Source organism: Arcticibacterium sp., from assembly GCF_055134445.1.
Window position 1 is genome coordinate 23,758 of record NZ_JBSRVI010000139.1, and the last position, 13,857, is coordinate 37,614.

Sequence of the window (13,857 nt, forward strand, 5' to 3'; positions counted from 1 at the left end):
TCATAAGAAAGTTTTGAGGCATTTATTCTAAACTAAAACTGGGATTTATCCCTATTTTTGCGGCACGTTTAAGGAAAATAAAGATCAATGAAAAAAGTAGTACTGGCTTATAGCGGAGGATTAGATACCTCGTTTTGTGTAAAATACTTAGGTGAAGAAAAAGGTATGGAGGTGCATTCCGTGCTGGTTGACACCGGTGGCTTTTCGGACGAGGAGATTGCCGATATTGAAAAGAAAGCGTATGAATTGGGCGTAAAAAGCCATCATACTTCACGCGTAGCAGATAAATACTATCAAGACTGTATCAAGTATTTAGTTTTTGGAAACGTACTTAAAAACAATACGTATCCGCTTTCTGTGAGTGCTGAGCGTATTTTTCAAGCGGTTGCGGTAGCAGAGTATGCCAGAAGTATTAATGCCACAGCCATAGCTCATGGTAGCACAGGTGCAGGAAACGACCAAGTAAGGTTTGATATGGCATTCAGGACTATTGTTCCTAATGCGGAAATTATCACGCCAATCAGAGATATGAAACTTTCGCGTGAAGCGGAAATAGATTTCTTAAAGTCTAAGGGCGTAGTGAGAGAGTGGCACAAGTCTACTTATTCTATCAATCAAGGTCTTTGGGGTACTTCAGTAGGAGGGAAAGAAACCTTAAACTCTTACGATAATTTACCAGAAAGTGCCTTCCCAAATCCAAGAACGGAGTCTGGAGAGAAAGAGATTAAGATAAGTTTTGTTAAAGGGGAACTGAAAGGTGTGGATGGAGAGACTTTTGAAAATCCAGTAGACGCGATTAGAAAATTACATCTTTTGGCAACGCCTTACGGAATAGGAAGAGATACCCACGTGGGAGATACCATTATCGGAATTAAAGGTAGAGTAGGTTTTGAAGCGGCAGCTCCATTAATCACCATAAAAGCTCACCACCTTTTAGAGAAGCATGTATTGACCAAATGGCAACAGTATTGGAAACAAAACTTGGCAGAATGGTACGGTATGCAATTGCATGAAGGCCAGTTTAACGACCCAGTCATGAGAGATATGGAAGCGTTTTTTGAGTCCACTCAAGCTCATGTAACGGGTGATGTGCGTGTTAAGCTCGCTCCATATAGATTTGAGTTACTAGGAATTAAATCGGATTACGATTTAATGTCTGACGTATTTGGCAGCTATGGCGAAATGAATAATGCATGGTCTGGAGACGACGTGAGAGGTTTCTCTAAGATTGCATCTAACCAAGTGATGATTTACGAAACGGTAAAAGAAAGGGCAAATAAGAAATAGTTTCTGCGAATTTCATGTTTGAAAGGAGCGAGGTGTTTTAAAACACTTCGCTCTTTTTATTTCAAGTTCTTTTTTAAAAATTGGACACCATTTTGCCACATAATACCTTCAATATCACTTTCGGTAAAACCTCTTTTTGTTAAAGATGGAATAAAATCCTGAAGATTGGCGATGCTTTGAATTTCTATGGGCGTTTGTTCTGTTCCAAAAGCACCATCTAGGTCAGAGCCTATCATGATGTTTTTAGTGCTTCCAGCCAATTCTGCAATGTGATGCACATGGTTAATAATACTATCAATGTTGACACCCATGCTTTCGGGGGTGCTTTGGCCACGAATCCATCCCGGTACCACCATCCAAGCGTCCAAAGCCATACCGATAACGGCATCTCTTTCTAAAAGCAGACCAATCATCTCGTCACTTAACTGACGGTTATGTGGGCTTAAGCTTCTGCATAAATGATGACTCGCCCATACTGGACCATTAAAAATATCTAAAGCTTGATAGAAGCACTTATCGGATAGATGAGTTACATCCAAGATAATTCCTAGTTCTTCTATTTTCTTTAGAAGATCTTTCCCTTTTTGAGGAAGGTCTCCTTCCGAATCGGTTCCAAACGCATGCACACCTGGGCCGTAATGTGAAAGACCAATGGCCCTCAAACCTTGTGAATGAAGTTTTTCTAAATGTTCTAAATCAATAATAGAATCAGCTCCTTCTAAAGAAAGAACGTAACCAATAGGTGTTTTGCCTTGCTTCCAATGTAGAATATGTTCAATAAGGTCTTTTTGGTTCAAAATGGATTTCAGATGACCCGTTTTTTCCATGGTTTTATACCACGCCAGCTGCCCTTGCACCTGAGACCATGCTTGCTCTTGACTATGCCAGCCTGGTATTTGAGAGTCAGGCTTTACATATCTGGCGATCAATGTACCTACACAGAGGCCTATTTCTCCATGATGCATTTCTGGAAAAGAAACCGTTGCTTTACCACGATCTGGCTTATCCGTCATGCCATACTCTCTGGCTTTAAGCTCGGTAAGCGGCAATCGTAAATCTCTGTTCCATTCCATGGCGTTCATGGATAAATCTAGATGGGCGTCAAAAATAAACATACTATAGGGTTATTGCATTTAAATAGGCAGGTCCACCCAGTTGGCGAATTTGCCTTTCGATATGATTTGTTCTTCTCGATACATAAGAGCCTGCATTTACCACTTTCCATTTTCTAGGACTTGGTAATATAGCAGCTAATCTAGCGGCTTTGTTTCTGCTTAATTTGGCCGCTGGTATATTCCAATATTTTCTGGCAGCTGCTTGTGCTCCAAAAGTTTGAGGTCCCATTTCACAGACATTGACATAAACCTCTAAAATCCGCTTTTTGCCCCAAATTAACTCAATAAGAAAGGTGAAGTAGGTTTCAAGTCCTTTTCTAATCCAGCTTCTTCCTTGCCATAGAAAAACGTTTTTGGCCGTTTGCTGAGAAATAGTACTGCCACCCCTCAGTTTCTGGCTTTTTTGGTTCGACTGCATGGCTTTTTTAATGGATTTAAAATCAAACCCATTATGTTCGGCAAAAAGCTGATCTTCGGCGGCAACTACCGCAATCGGCAGTTCAGGAGATATATTCTCCCAAGGTTCCCAGTCATAGTGAAGTTTTCCTCCTCTAACCCATTGATCTATCATCGTGAATGTGACAGGTACAGGTACAAACTTGAAGATCACGACCAAGCCTATACTGATAGAAAAAAAATAAATTATGGATTTCAAAAGGATCTTTTTGATATTCACCTTCATCTTATTATTTATCTAAAATTTCATGTCCCATTTTATCTCTCTTGGTTTGGAGATATAGTTCATTATGTTGATTTGGCGTTATTTCTATCGGAATAGAATCCACTATTTCTAAACCATAACCCATTAATCCAGCTCTCTTTTTTGGATTGTTTGAGATTAACCTGATTTTAGAAATATTTAAATCTCTCAATATTTGTGCACCTACGCCATAATCTCTTTGGTCAGGCAGAAACCCAAGTTCCACATTGGCTTCCACGGTATCTCTACCCTGCTCTTGGAGTTTATAGGCTTTAAGCTTGTTTAGTAGGCCTATTCCTCGACCTTCTTGATTCATATATAGCACAAGCCCTTTACCTTCTTTTTCTACCATTGCCATGGCCTCATGAAGCTGACTTCCGCAGTCGCACCTACACGACCCAAATATATCTCCGGTAACACACGAAGAATGAACTCTTACCATCACGGGATCTCCTTCTTCCCAGCTTCCTTTTTTTAGTGCTAAGTGAAGTTGATTATTGTCTACTTGTCTGAAAGCAATTAAATCAAAGTTGCCCCATTCGGTAGGGAGCTGAACGCCTATTTCTCTTTTAATTAAAGTTTCTTTACTTAATCTATATTGTATCAAGTCTTTAATTGAAACCAATTTAAGGTTAAACTTATCTGCTAGCTTTCTTAAATCAGGAAGTCTAGACATGGTTCCGTCCTCATTAAGGATTTCTATCAAAACACCGGCGGGTTTTAATCCTGCTAAAACGGCCAAGTCAATGGCTGCTTCTGTATGTCCAGCTCTTCTTAATACGCCACCTTCGGCAGCTCTTAAAGGAAATATATGACCTGGTCTGCCGAGTTCAGAAGGTTTTGTTTTTTCATCTGCTAAAGCATAAATTGTTTTCGACCTATCAGATGCGGAAATACCTGTAGTGCAGCCATGCCCTAATAAATCAACAGAAACGGTAAATGGTGTTTCGTGAGATGCAGTGTTTTTTCCTACCATCATTTCTAGGCCTAGTTCTTCACATCTTTCAAGTGTAAGGGGGGCACACATGAGGCCTCTTCCTTCTTTAACCATGAAATTGACCATCTCAGAGGTGATTTTTTCGGCAGCACAAATAAAGTCTCCCTCATTCTCTCTGTCTTCGTCATCTACCACTACCACTATTTTGCCCAAGGCTATGTCCTGAATGGCATCTTCTATACTATCTAGTTTTATCTGCGTCATGAAGCTTCTTCTAATAAATATTAATACACAAAGATATGTTACTTTTTTAAAGGGACTTTCCTCTAACCTCATTACAACAATAAAACTTTAAAATTAGTTAGAGAAAATTGAAGTTACCCTCTTGTTAAAGCTAGTTTTTGGGTCAACTGATAGTTGTAATTCTTTGATAATGCGTAATTTAATGCTAAATTAAACAGTCTTCTTTTGTGTCTCGACCTATTAAAAAAAGGAGTACTCACTTTGGGCATGATTATTGTTTTTTACCTATCACTGATTAGCTGATGCGATTAATGAGAATAATGAAGATGCAATTGAAGAATACATTAACGATGAGTTTTATAGCCATCGTGAGTTTTGCTTTTGTAAATAATGCTTACTCCCAAACGATACCCCCAAAACCAGCAGCCTGTACTACGGCTCCTCCTGGTTTTAAAATGGGCGGTACTTTTAATATGTCCAGCAGTAGATGTTCTACGCCCGCCGACCCTAACAGGGACTATTCGGTTAAATTTTTAGTAGATGGGTCACTTCCGGGCTTTCCTTCATCTGTACAGTATGTTTATGATTATAGCGATAAAATTGATATAACAGCACCCGGTTTTCAGGGAGATTATGCAGGTTTTACAGGTGGAGCTTTTAATTATACAAAGGTATTGACTCCAGGTGCTCATTGGATTCTACAAATAGCCGAAGTAAATGGAGAGAAATATTTAAGCTGTGGACCTAGAACTGCTGAGGTGATTCGGGTAGATCCTCCGGTGGCAAGTATTTTTACTTGCGATGGCACTTCGGTTACTATAAAAATAGATAAAGACAATGCCAATCAACACAACAAGTATAAAATAGAGTGGGGTGATGGTTCAGTAGAGTTAGTAGATGTAGGTGTTACGCCGCTTCCTTATTCCAATACACATAGTTATACAGGAACCTTAGCTAAGGTTACGGTGACAGGTTCTTATTTTCGAAATGGTTATGAACTTTGTGCTACCAATCCAGTAGCTAAGTCTGCCAATGAAAACATAAAACCCATTATTAATAGTTTGAGTTCTACAGGAGATGGTGCGGTAATATCATTTAAAAACTTTAACATTACGGACCCTTTCACGGTTCAAATTGCAGAAGATTTAGGCGGCACTTATACTTGGATAGATAAAGGAGTCGCAACCGCTGGTAACTTCACCATTACGGGTTTATCACCCAGTAAAAAATACTGTTATAGGGTTAAAACTATAGATCCTTGCGGTAATGATGTAACTTCAAATATAGTATGCGACATTGCTATTTCTGCGACGCAGTCTAGCTCTTCGGATGCTACTATTTCTTGGAAGTTGCCTACAAATCCTTCTGGAGTTCCGCAGCAATTGGAATTACTAAAAGATGTGGTAGGCTGTGATAATTGTTTGAATTCGCTACCACTATTTTCTAATCTTGATGATAGATTTGAAGATATAGACTTGGAATGTAATGAAGTTTATAATTATCAAATAACGGCCAGATATGCGGTGATAATTGATGGGAATACAGAGTTTGTAACCATTGCGTCTAAAAAATTGGATATTAATCCAATGGATGCATCTACTAAAATTATTCCAAATGGTTTGATTCAGGCTGGTTACTTAGGTAATGACGATTCTATAGTTCAATTGGTTTTACTAGATAACTCAGATGCAAACGAATATAGATTTTTGCATAAGAGTTCTACAGACAAAGACTTCGTAGATATCGGTAAGTCCCCATCAAATAGCTTTAAGGACATATCTGTTCAGGCTAGTTCAGGAGAGTATTGTTATAAATACCAAGTGGAGGATGCTTGTGGAATTCAATCAGATTTATCTCCTGAATTTTGTACAGTTTTTCTTTCTTATAAAGGTAATACCTTGAATTGGACCAATTTCTCTTTCCCTAATACCATCATTACTTCTACGCCTGCAGAATATACCGTGGAAAGTTATAATGAAGATATTGGAGCATTTTTGCCTCAGTTTAGAACTTATGATCTCACTAAGGGAGTTGGTTTGTTAATAGCAAATGCTAAAAACCCAACTATTAAATTTAGAATTTTAGCTCAGCAATTCGTTGATATCCCAGGTTTTACAAACTTCTCAATCCCTTCTTATAGTAATACGGTTGAAATGCCTATTCCAGCAGATATTTTCATCCCTTCGGCCTTTAGTCCTAATGGAGATGGAAGTAACGAAAGGTTTGTTATTCATTCCAAGTTTGTTAAAAGCGGAACGATAACCATATTCGATAGATGGGGTTCTATTCTTTATAATGATGATTTAGATAGCAATGGCTGGAACGGCAATAGTCCTAAATCTAACGTACCAGTACCTGGTGGAAATTATAGCTACAGAATTAGCGGAATTAGTCTGGCTGGAGAAGCGTTTGATAGGAGTGGTATAATTACCATTCTTAAATAATCATTTTAATATCATTTGTATCTTATTAAATTTACAATTCATTTAATAGGAAAAAGATATGGGAATGTTTGATATGGCGGGTATGATGGGAAAGGTGAAAGAGCTTCAGTCAAAAATGGAAGAGGCTCAAAGTAAGCTAGGCGACATCACTGCTGAGGGAGAATCTGGGGCTGGGATGGTTAAGGTTACTGTGAATGGCAAAAAGGAACTACAAAGTGTAGTGATAGAGCCAGAACTCCTTAACAAGGACGAAATAGAAATCTTACAAGATTTGATAGTGGCTGCGGCCAATAAAGCTTTAGAAAACGTAGAAGTAAAATCTAAAGCAGAACTTCAAAATGCTACTTCTGGAATGATGCCTAATATACCTGGAATGGATTTGGGCTCTATGTTTAACAAATAAATCTATTGAGTACCGCAGTAGTAATATTAAACTTTAATGGCAAAAAGCATCTCAATACCTTCTTACCTTCTGTTATAAAATATACAAGGGACGCAGAGATTTGGGTGGCAGATAATGGAAGCTGCGATGGTTCCATTTCTTTTTTAAAGGAAAAATTTCCTCAGGTTAAACTTTTGTCTTTTGAAACAAACACTGGTTTTGCGGGAGGTTATAATAAAGCACTAAAGGAAATTTCTGCTAAATACTACATTCTTCTTAATTCTGACGTTGAGGTTTCTGAAAACTGGATGAACCCTTTGGTTTCCCTATTGGAAAATGAAGAAAATATGGTGGCTTGTCAACCAAAAATACGTTCATATACCCATCCAGAACTTTTTGAGTATGCGGGTGCTGCGGGAGGTTTTTTAGATAAATGGGGCTACCCTTTTTGTAGAGGAAGGATATTTGACACCTGTGAAAAGGACGAAGGGCAGTATAATCAGCAAATAGATATTTTCTGGGCAACAGGGGCTTGTTTAGCCATAGAAGCCAATGTTTTTCATGAATTAGGTGGTTTTGACCCTCGCTTTTTCGCACATATGGAAGAAATTGACTTGTGTTGGCGAATAAAGAATGCAGGATTTAAAATAGGTTTTGTACCCAATAGCACGGTGTATCATTTAGGAGGTGGAACACTCCATAAAGCTAACCCACAAAAAACCTTTCTGAATTATAGAAATAGCTTGGCTATGCTCCTTAAGAATTTGCCTTTACCAAGAGCTCTGCCAGTAATTTTTATGAGATTAATTTTGGATGGGGTATCGGGTATTAAGTTTTTACTTGAGGGGAGTCCAAGGCTTTTTTTTGCTATTCTAAAGGCTCATTTCAGTTTTTATGGAATGATACCCTATATTGTAAAAAATGCTAAAGGAAAACCGAAATCTGAAAGGGGGCTTTATGAGCACTCCATCGTATGGTGTTATTTTATGAAAAAAATCAAAGTTTATTCAGAACTGAAAGATGCTTAAAGTTGGAATCACTGGGGGAATAGGCTCTGGCAAAAGCACCGTTTGTCGGATTTTTGAAATTTTAGGAGTTCCGGTTTATTATGCAGATTTGGAAGCCAAGCATCTAATTAATTCGGAGGAGGATATTAAAACGGCCATTACTTATTTGTTAGGAAACGATGCTTATAAAAATGGACTTTATAATATTTCTTATGTAAAGGAAAAGGTTTTTAATAATCACGAATTACTAAACGCTTTAAATGGAATAGTACATCCAGCCGTAAGATTGCATTCGGAGCTTTGGATGGCAAATCACCATAAGGAGGCTTACGTCCTTAAAGAAGCTGCCATTATGGAAAAAGGTCAAGGCTTAGATGATATCATTTATGTACATGCAGACGTGGAAGTACGTATCCAAAGAATACTGAAAAGAGATAGCCATAGATCTAGAGCGGAAATTTTAGAGATCATGGGTAACCAAAAAGATGCAGAAGCATTTAAATTAATGGCCGACTTTGTTATAGAAAACGAAAGCCAACTATTGATTCCTCAAGTGCTAGAAATACATAAGAAACTGGTTTCAGCTGCTCTTACTTCTTGAATTTTTTAGTTAATTTATCTACTTGGCTTTTCATATCCTTATCGGTATCCATTAAGTCGTTGACTGTTTGGATCGCATGAATAACCGTACTGTGATCTCGTCCCCCAAAATGATAACCAATAGATTTTAAAGAAAGGTTTGTTAATTCTTTTGCCAAGTACATAGCCACTTGACGTGGAATTACAATGCTTCTTAGTCTACTTTTACTCTTCAAATCCGCTATTCTAACCTGAAAGTGTTCCGTTACAACCCCTATAATGGAATCGATATTGACATCTTTTTCAGATTCGGTTACGATATGATTTAAAGTTCGTTTGGCTAAAGCTAAATCTATGGTTTTCTGCGTCAAAGAAGCCTGAGCGATAAGCGATATCATGACACCTTCTAGTTCACGCACGTTGGAATCAATACTATGAGCCAAATACTCTATAACTTCAAAATCAATATTGACTCCTTCTTGCTGAAGTTTCTTTTGGATGATAGCTATCCTCGTTTCTAAATCAGGACTTTGCAAATCTGCAGTAAGCCCCCACTTAAATCTAGAAAGTAGTCTGTCCTCCATTCCTTCTAAGTCTCTAGGTGGCCTGTCGGAGGTCATTACGATCTGCTTGCCAGATTGGTGCAGGTGATTGAAAATATGAAAGAAGGTTTCTTGTGTTTTTTCCTTTCCAGATAAGAACTGAACATCATCAATAATTAAAACATCTACCTGCATGTAGAATGACATGAAGTCCTGTAGGCTGTTGTTTCTAATGGCATTTATGAATTGACTTGTAAATTTTTCAGAAGAAACGTACAAGACAAATTTTTCACTGAGACTATTGTTCTTAATATAATTTCCAATGGCTTGAACCAAGTGTGTTTTTCCTAAACCTACACCACCATAGATCATAAGTGGGTTAAAGGAGGTTACACTAGGCTTTTCTGCCACGGCATAGCTGGCCGCTCTAGCAAGTCTGTTACAATCTCCTTCAATGAAATTATCAAAAGAATAGCTTCTATTTAGAAAAGAGTCAGACTGAAGAGCGTTTAGGTCTCTAAGCTCAAAAGGGCTTTTAACTTGTTGTGGAGGTTGTTGCTCGTGCCTAGGAGCATAATAATCCCTTTTACTATTGTTGTTATTGGTGGTATTAGTTGTGGTTCCAACAGATTGGGGAGGCTTATTATTGGCTTTGTCTCCTCTATCTACTACAATGGAGTATTCCAACTGGCCATCTGGACCAATAGAATAGTCTAAAGCTTTTCTTAAAAGCTCCACATAATTATCTTCTAACCATTCGTAGAAAAATTGGCTTGGAACCTGAATTATTAGTTTTTTGCCATTTAACTTATAAGGCATCACGGGCTCAAACCAAGTTTTAAAGCTTTGATCTGATGTGTGTTGACGAATTACCTTTAAGCAATTCTCCCAAACTATTCCTGCCTCATTCACTGTACTTATTGGGGTCAAATTTTTCTAGACGATTTATGAATTATTTTGCCTTTTGGATTAGAAAAGGATACAAACTTAATGAAATGTAATCAGTAAAGGGGGGAGAAAAAAGCATTTTATTTTACGGAAATTATCTTAGACTTAATTGATCTTGTTTAAATGCAATCGAGGTGTTTTAAACTGTGGATAACACTAACGACTTACCTTGAAATATTACCAAATTAAAATTTCAAAGTTTCTTTAACGGTCGCCATTAGGTAATGATATAGTTTCGTGTTGCATTTTGTTCATTCGTATATTTCTTACTTTTGGAAAAAATTAAGAATAACTAAATTTAGATTTCATGCAGAAGACATTTCTGTTGATCGTATTTTTATTAATTGTATTTTTCCTAGCTGATCATTTTGGGCCATTGCCTTTTTTACATGCCAAGAAATATATAATGTTGGTTTTTTTCTCGGCTATTTCTTATCTCTTACATGTGGTGATAGGTCAGGTTATGGGCGATAAAAGAGATAAATTCATAGAGTTTTATCTTGCAACAGTAATTATTAAGTTTTTAGCGAGTATCATATTTGTGGCTGTGAATCTATATTTGGGTGTAGAAAACAGAATGATGTTCATTGTTAATTTTTTTGTACTATATTTATTTTTCACCTTGTTTGAAATTTTCGGTTTAAGTCGTAAATTGCAGCGATTTTAGTAGAGACTACAATAAGTCAACATACAGAAGACCTAAACAATGTTTAAAAAGTTACTATTAACTGTTTCATTATCAGTTTTTTCGTTCGGTTATTTATTTGCTCAGCACGAGACCGTGTCAGCTAATCCGGAACATGAAGATTATGTGGAAAGGCATGAAGAACATGCTGAAGAGACCTTTGATATGGGTGGTATGATTATGCACCATATATTAGATGAGCACGGTTGGGAGTTTGCCCATGGGTTTAAATTACCACTACCTGTCATTCTTTATACAAGCCAGTATGGCTTAGATGTTTTCTCTTCTGCTAGGTTTGACGAGAATAATGGTGTTTACGGCCCTTATGTAAATCATCATGAAAAAATAGCTTTAGCAGACGATCATCACGCCACAGTTTGGGATTTCTCTATTACTAAAAATGTAGCCTCTTTACTTTTAAGTGCTATCATTTTATTATTAGTATTCACGGCTGTAGGTAGAGGATATAAGAAGAATAGAGGAAAGGCTCCTAGCGGAATTCAGTCTTTCTTTGAACCTGTCATAATGACCATTAAAGATGAAGTAGTGAAGCCAAGTATTGGCCCGAAGTACGAAGCTTATTTACCGTATATGCTTACTTTGTTTTTCTTTATATTGGTGAATAATCTAATAGGTCTTACACCAGGTGCTGCTAATCTTACTGGAAACATTGCAGTAACATTGACTTTAGCTCTTATTACTTTTGTGATTGTTCATTTCAAAGCAAATAAGAATTACTGGATGCACATAGTAGCTCCTCCAGGTGTTCCGGGTTGGTTAAAACCATTGTTTTGGTTAATTGAGATTATTGGAGTTATCATGAAGCCAGCCTCTTTAACCATTCGACTTTTTGCAAACATGACAGGTGGTCACATTATCCTGTTGAGTTTTATAGGACTAATATTCATGTTTAAGAATTATGCTGTAGGTGGAGGCGTTTGGGCCATTGGTACATTCATGTCTTTAATTGAAATTCTTGTAGCGTTTATTCAGGCGTATATCTTTACTTTGTTGTCGTCAATGTATATCGGTAGTGCTATTGAAGAGCACCATGATCATTAATTGACCTTAGGTTGTGTTTATTTTTTTATTAACTATAAATCGTTTTACAAATGTCTTTGTTAAACATTCTTTTACAAGCTGCTACTGAATCAGGAGCTGGCTTAGCTGCAATGGGTGGTGCAATTGGTGCTGGTCTTGCGGCAATCGGTGCTGGTATCGGTATTGGTAAAATTGGTGGATCTGCTATGGAGGGCGTTGCTCGTCAACCAGAAGCTGCAGGTAAAATCCAGTCAATGATGATTATCATCGCTGCACTTATTGAGGCGGTAGCCTTATTTGGTGTGGTTGTTGGTCTTTTGGCCATCCTTGGATAATTAACACATCGTTTTGCTCTGTTCACATTAGGTGTCAGAGCAAAACTTTATTTTAAAGATTAATTTTTAATAATAATATGGAATTATTAACTCCTGGTATAGGTCTTATTGCTTGGCAATTGGTTATCTTCTTAACCTTGTTTTTCGTTTTGAAAAAGTTTGCTTGGAAGGGTATCCTTTCAGCTTTGAGCGAAAGAGAAGAAGAGATCAGCTCTGCTTTAAAAATGGCTGAAGAAACAAGAGCTGAAATGGCAAAGCTTAAATCTGACAATGAGAAATTGTTAGCTGAAGCAAGAACTGAAAGAGACAAGATGATTAAAGAAGCTAAAGAAACTACGGCTAGAATGATTTCTGATGCCAAAGGAACAGCTTCTGCTGAAGCGAATAAGATTCTTTCTGATTCAAGAGATACACTTGCTCAAGATAGAGCTGCCATGATAGCGGACTTAAGAAAAGAAGTTGCTACATTGTCTATCTCTATAGCAGAAAAAATAATGAAGAAAGAGTTGTCTTCTAAAGGGGCTCATTCCGAATTAGTAACGAATTTGATTGGTGAGGCCAACTTAAATTAAAAAGTGCCCTCGTTCAATAAGTTCTTCGAATAATAATAAACAAAGATTAACGATGTTTCGATCCGAGATAGTTAAATTTACGTAAGTACTTTTAAATCGGGCAGGACAAATTAGTAATATGTCAAACGCGGTAGTAGCTTATAGGTACGCAAAGGCTTTAATTGACTTTGCCATTGAGCAGAATGTAGTTGAGGATGTCAATAACGACATGAAATTTTTTGCAGAGGTCTGTGACCAGAATAAAGAGTTTCAAGCTGTAATGGCCAATCCAATAGTAAGACACGATAAGAAAAAGTCAATTTTAAAAGATATTTTCGAAAGTCGCGTTAATCCTGTGACTTATTCAATTTTTGACGTCTTAACAAGGAAGAACAGGGAATCATTAATATATCCCATTTCGGAAGAGTATCAAAAGTTGTATGCTAAGCTTAATAATATTGAGAAAATAATCGTTACATCTGTGGAGCCTTTAACTGAAACTCAAAAAGATGAGTTTATTAAAATAGTTAAAGATGCCAGTGGTAAGATTATTAAATTGGAAGAAAAAATAGATAAAGAATTAATAGGAGGATATGTTCTAAAAGTGGGAGATACACAGATAGACACTTCCATAAGAAAGAAATTAAACGACCTAAAGTTAGAACTGGCTTAAAAGGGTTATTAAGATTTAGTTTTCATGGCTATAAAGTTGAGAAAGGCCCTGGTTTTACCGGGGTTTTTTCCTTTTAAGTCCATCTAGGAAATTTCTACACATAGAAAAAGCCGAACAAAAAGCATCTCCTCGCTTTTTGCTGTTGTTCGTAAAAGAACCTATCTCGGGTTCTTCATTGGTTTACACCTGATAAACCATAAAAATAATACCAACCAAGTCTTTATGATGGTTCCTCATGCACCTTATGCCATGAAATAATACCGGGTCAAGAGCAAAATCTGGGGGATGAGTTCTTTAAGCATAAATTTGACATAGTCTAAAAAGGAAGAATTCAATACTCCTGACACCTCTAAACCTAGATCTAAAAGCTTTGATTTTCGCATTGAAA

14 protein-coding genes are annotated in these 13,857 nt (G+C 37.2%); 10 read left to right on the forward strand and 4 right to left on the reverse strand.

The genetic code is table 11. The annotated features are described in order from the left end of the window. The first annotated feature begins 87 nt into the window (after positions 1 to 87). The gene (locus ACTBZY_RS18155) at positions 88 to 1,287 is read left to right on the forward strand and encodes an argininosuccinate synthase (protein ID WP_463047778.1); all 1,200 of its coding nucleotides are present in this window, start codon (positions 88 to 90) and stop codon (positions 1,285 to 1,287) included. A 56-nt stretch (positions 1,288 to 1,343) separates the two neighbouring features. On the opposite strand, the gene ACTBZY_RS18160 is transcribed toward ACTBZY_RS18155, so the two are convergent. Genes ACTBZY_RS18160 through ACTBZY_RS18170 form a run of 3 tightly spaced genes read right to left on the reverse strand, consistent with a single transcriptional unit; the run spans position 1,344 to position 4,303 of the window. Continuing rightward, the gene (locus tag ACTBZY_RS18160; RefSeq protein ID WP_463047779.1) at positions 1,344 to 2,402 is read right to left on the reverse strand and encodes a dipeptidase; all 1,059 of its coding nucleotides are present in this window, start codon (positions 2,400 to 2,402) and stop codon (positions 1,344 to 1,346) included. 1 nt (position 2,403) lies between these two features. Then, on the reverse strand, positions 2,404 to 3,084 hold the full coding sequence (gene mtgA, locus ACTBZY_RS18165; protein ID WP_463047780.1) for a monofunctional biosynthetic peptidoglycan transglycosylase: 681 nt from the start codon (positions 3,082 to 3,084) through the stop codon (positions 2,404 to 2,406). Positions 3,085 to 3,088: 4 nt separating this feature from the next. Further along, a complete protein-coding gene (locus ACTBZY_RS18170) occupies positions 3,089 to 4,303 on the reverse strand; it encodes a bifunctional 3,4-dihydroxy-2-butanone-4-phosphate synthase/GTP cyclohydrolase II (protein ID WP_463047781.1) in 1,215 nt (404 codons plus the stop codon). A 311-nt stretch (positions 4,304 to 4,614) separates the two neighbouring features. Between ACTBZY_RS18170 and ACTBZY_RS18175 the strand changes: the two genes are divergently transcribed. The 4 genes from ACTBZY_RS18175 to coaE all read left to right on the forward strand — a co-directional run bounded on the left by ACTBZY_RS18175 (position 4,615) and on the right by coaE (position 8,716). Beyond that, complete coding sequence (locus ACTBZY_RS18175) at positions 4,615 to 6,726, forward strand: T9SS type B sorting domain-containing protein (protein ID WP_463047782.1); 2,112 nt, start codon at positions 4,615 to 4,617, stop codon at positions 6,724 to 6,726. Between the two features lie 64 nt (positions 6,727 to 6,790). Then, positions 6,791 to 7,129 (forward strand): YbaB/EbfC family nucleoid-associated protein, encoded by a 339-nt coding sequence (locus tag ACTBZY_RS18180; protein WP_463047791.1) that lies wholly within the window; start codon positions 6,791 to 6,793, stop codon positions 7,127 to 7,129. Positions 7,130 to 7,134: 5 nt separating this feature from the next. Further along, positions 7,135 to 8,136, forward strand: coding sequence for a glycosyltransferase family 2 protein (locus tag ACTBZY_RS18185; protein ID WP_463047783.1), 1,002 nt, complete (start codon positions 7,135 to 7,137; stop codon positions 8,134 to 8,136). Then, a complete protein-coding gene (gene coaE, locus ACTBZY_RS18190) occupies positions 8,129 to 8,716 on the forward strand; it encodes a dephospho-CoA kinase (RefSeq protein WP_463047784.1) in 588 nt (195 codons plus the stop codon). Before ACTBZY_RS18185 ends, coaE begins: the two co-directional genes overlap by 8 nt. On the opposite strand, the gene dnaA is transcribed toward coaE, so the two are convergent. Further along, positions 8,706 to 10,166 (reverse strand): chromosomal replication initiator protein DnaA, encoded by a 1,461-nt coding sequence (gene dnaA, locus ACTBZY_RS18195; protein ID WP_463047785.1) that lies wholly within the window; start codon positions 10,164 to 10,166, stop codon positions 8,706 to 8,708. The two genes, coaE and dnaA, sit on opposite strands and share 11 nt — an antisense overlap. Before the next feature lie 424 nt (positions 10,167 to 10,590). On the opposite strand from dnaA, the gene ACTBZY_RS18200 reads away from it, so the two are divergent. The 5 genes from ACTBZY_RS18200 to atpH all read left to right on the forward strand — a co-directional run bounded on the left by ACTBZY_RS18200 (position 10,591) and on the right by atpH (position 13,469). Continuing rightward, positions 10,591 to 10,851 (forward strand): hypothetical protein, encoded by a 261-nt coding sequence (locus ACTBZY_RS18200; RefSeq protein ID WP_463047786.1) that lies wholly within the window; start codon positions 10,591 to 10,593, stop codon positions 10,849 to 10,851. Positions 10,852 to 10,890: 39 nt separating this feature from the next. Further along, the gene (atpB, locus tag ACTBZY_RS18205; RefSeq protein WP_463047787.1) at positions 10,891 to 11,931 is read left to right on the forward strand and encodes a F0F1 ATP synthase subunit A; all 1,041 of its coding nucleotides are present in this window, start codon (positions 10,891 to 10,893) and stop codon (positions 11,929 to 11,931) included. A gap of 50 nt (positions 11,932 to 11,981) precedes the next feature. After that, entirely contained in the window at positions 11,982 to 12,245 is a 264-nt protein-coding gene (atpE, locus tag ACTBZY_RS18210; RefSeq protein ID WP_463047788.1) for an ATP synthase F0 subunit C, read from the forward strand. A 77-nt stretch (positions 12,246 to 12,322) separates the two neighbouring features. Beyond that, complete coding sequence (atpF, locus tag ACTBZY_RS18215) at positions 12,323 to 12,817, forward strand: F0F1 ATP synthase subunit B (RefSeq protein ID WP_463047789.1); 495 nt, start codon at positions 12,323 to 12,325, stop codon at positions 12,815 to 12,817. Between the two features lie 118 nt (positions 12,818 to 12,935). Continuing rightward, a complete protein-coding gene (gene atpH / locus ACTBZY_RS18220; RefSeq protein ID WP_463047790.1) occupies positions 12,936 to 13,469 on the forward strand; it encodes an ATP synthase F1 subunit delta in 534 nt (177 codons plus the stop codon). Positions 13,470 to 13,857 lie beyond the last annotated feature (388 nt).

Excerpts from the sequence above, each read along its gene's own strand:
- coaE (WP_463047784.1), top strand. The coding sequence starts at position 8,129 with ATGCTTAAAGTTGGAATCACTGGGGGAATAGGCTCTGGCAAAAGCACC.
- ACTBZY_RS18170 (WP_463047781.1), bottom strand. The coding sequence starts at position 4,303 with ATGACGCAGATAAAACTAGATAGTATAGAAGATGCCATTCAGGACATA.
- mtgA (WP_463047780.1), bottom strand. The coding sequence starts at position 3,084 with ATGAAGGTGAATATCAAAAAGATCCTTTTGAAATCCATAATTTATTTT.
- atpH (WP_463047790.1), top strand. The coding sequence starts at position 12,936 with ATGTCAAACGCGGTAGTAGCTTATAGGTACGCAAAGGCTTTAATTGAC.
- ACTBZY_RS18155 (WP_463047778.1), top strand. The coding sequence starts at position 88 with ATGAAAAAAGTAGTACTGGCTTATAGCGGAGGATTAGATACCTCGTTT.
- ACTBZY_RS18200 (WP_463047786.1), top strand. The coding sequence starts at position 10,591 with ATGTTGGTTTTTTTCTCGGCTATTTCTTATCTCTTACATGTGGTGATA.
- ACTBZY_RS18160 (WP_463047779.1), bottom strand. The coding sequence starts at position 2,402 with ATGTTTATTTTTGACGCCCATCTAGATTTATCCATGAACGCCATGGAA.
- atpF (WP_463047789.1), top strand. The coding sequence starts at position 12,323 with ATGGAATTATTAACTCCTGGTATAGGTCTTATTGCTTGGCAATTGGTT.
- ACTBZY_RS18180 (WP_463047791.1), top strand. The coding sequence starts at position 6,791 with ATGTTTGATATGGCGGGTATGATGGGAAAGGTGAAAGAGCTTCAGTCA.
- atpB (WP_463047787.1), top strand. The coding sequence starts at position 10,891 with ATGTTTAAAAAGTTACTATTAACTGTTTCATTATCAGTTTTTTCGTTC.
- atpE (WP_463047788.1), top strand. The coding sequence starts at position 11,982 with ATGTCTTTGTTAAACATTCTTTTACAAGCTGCTACTGAATCAGGAGCT.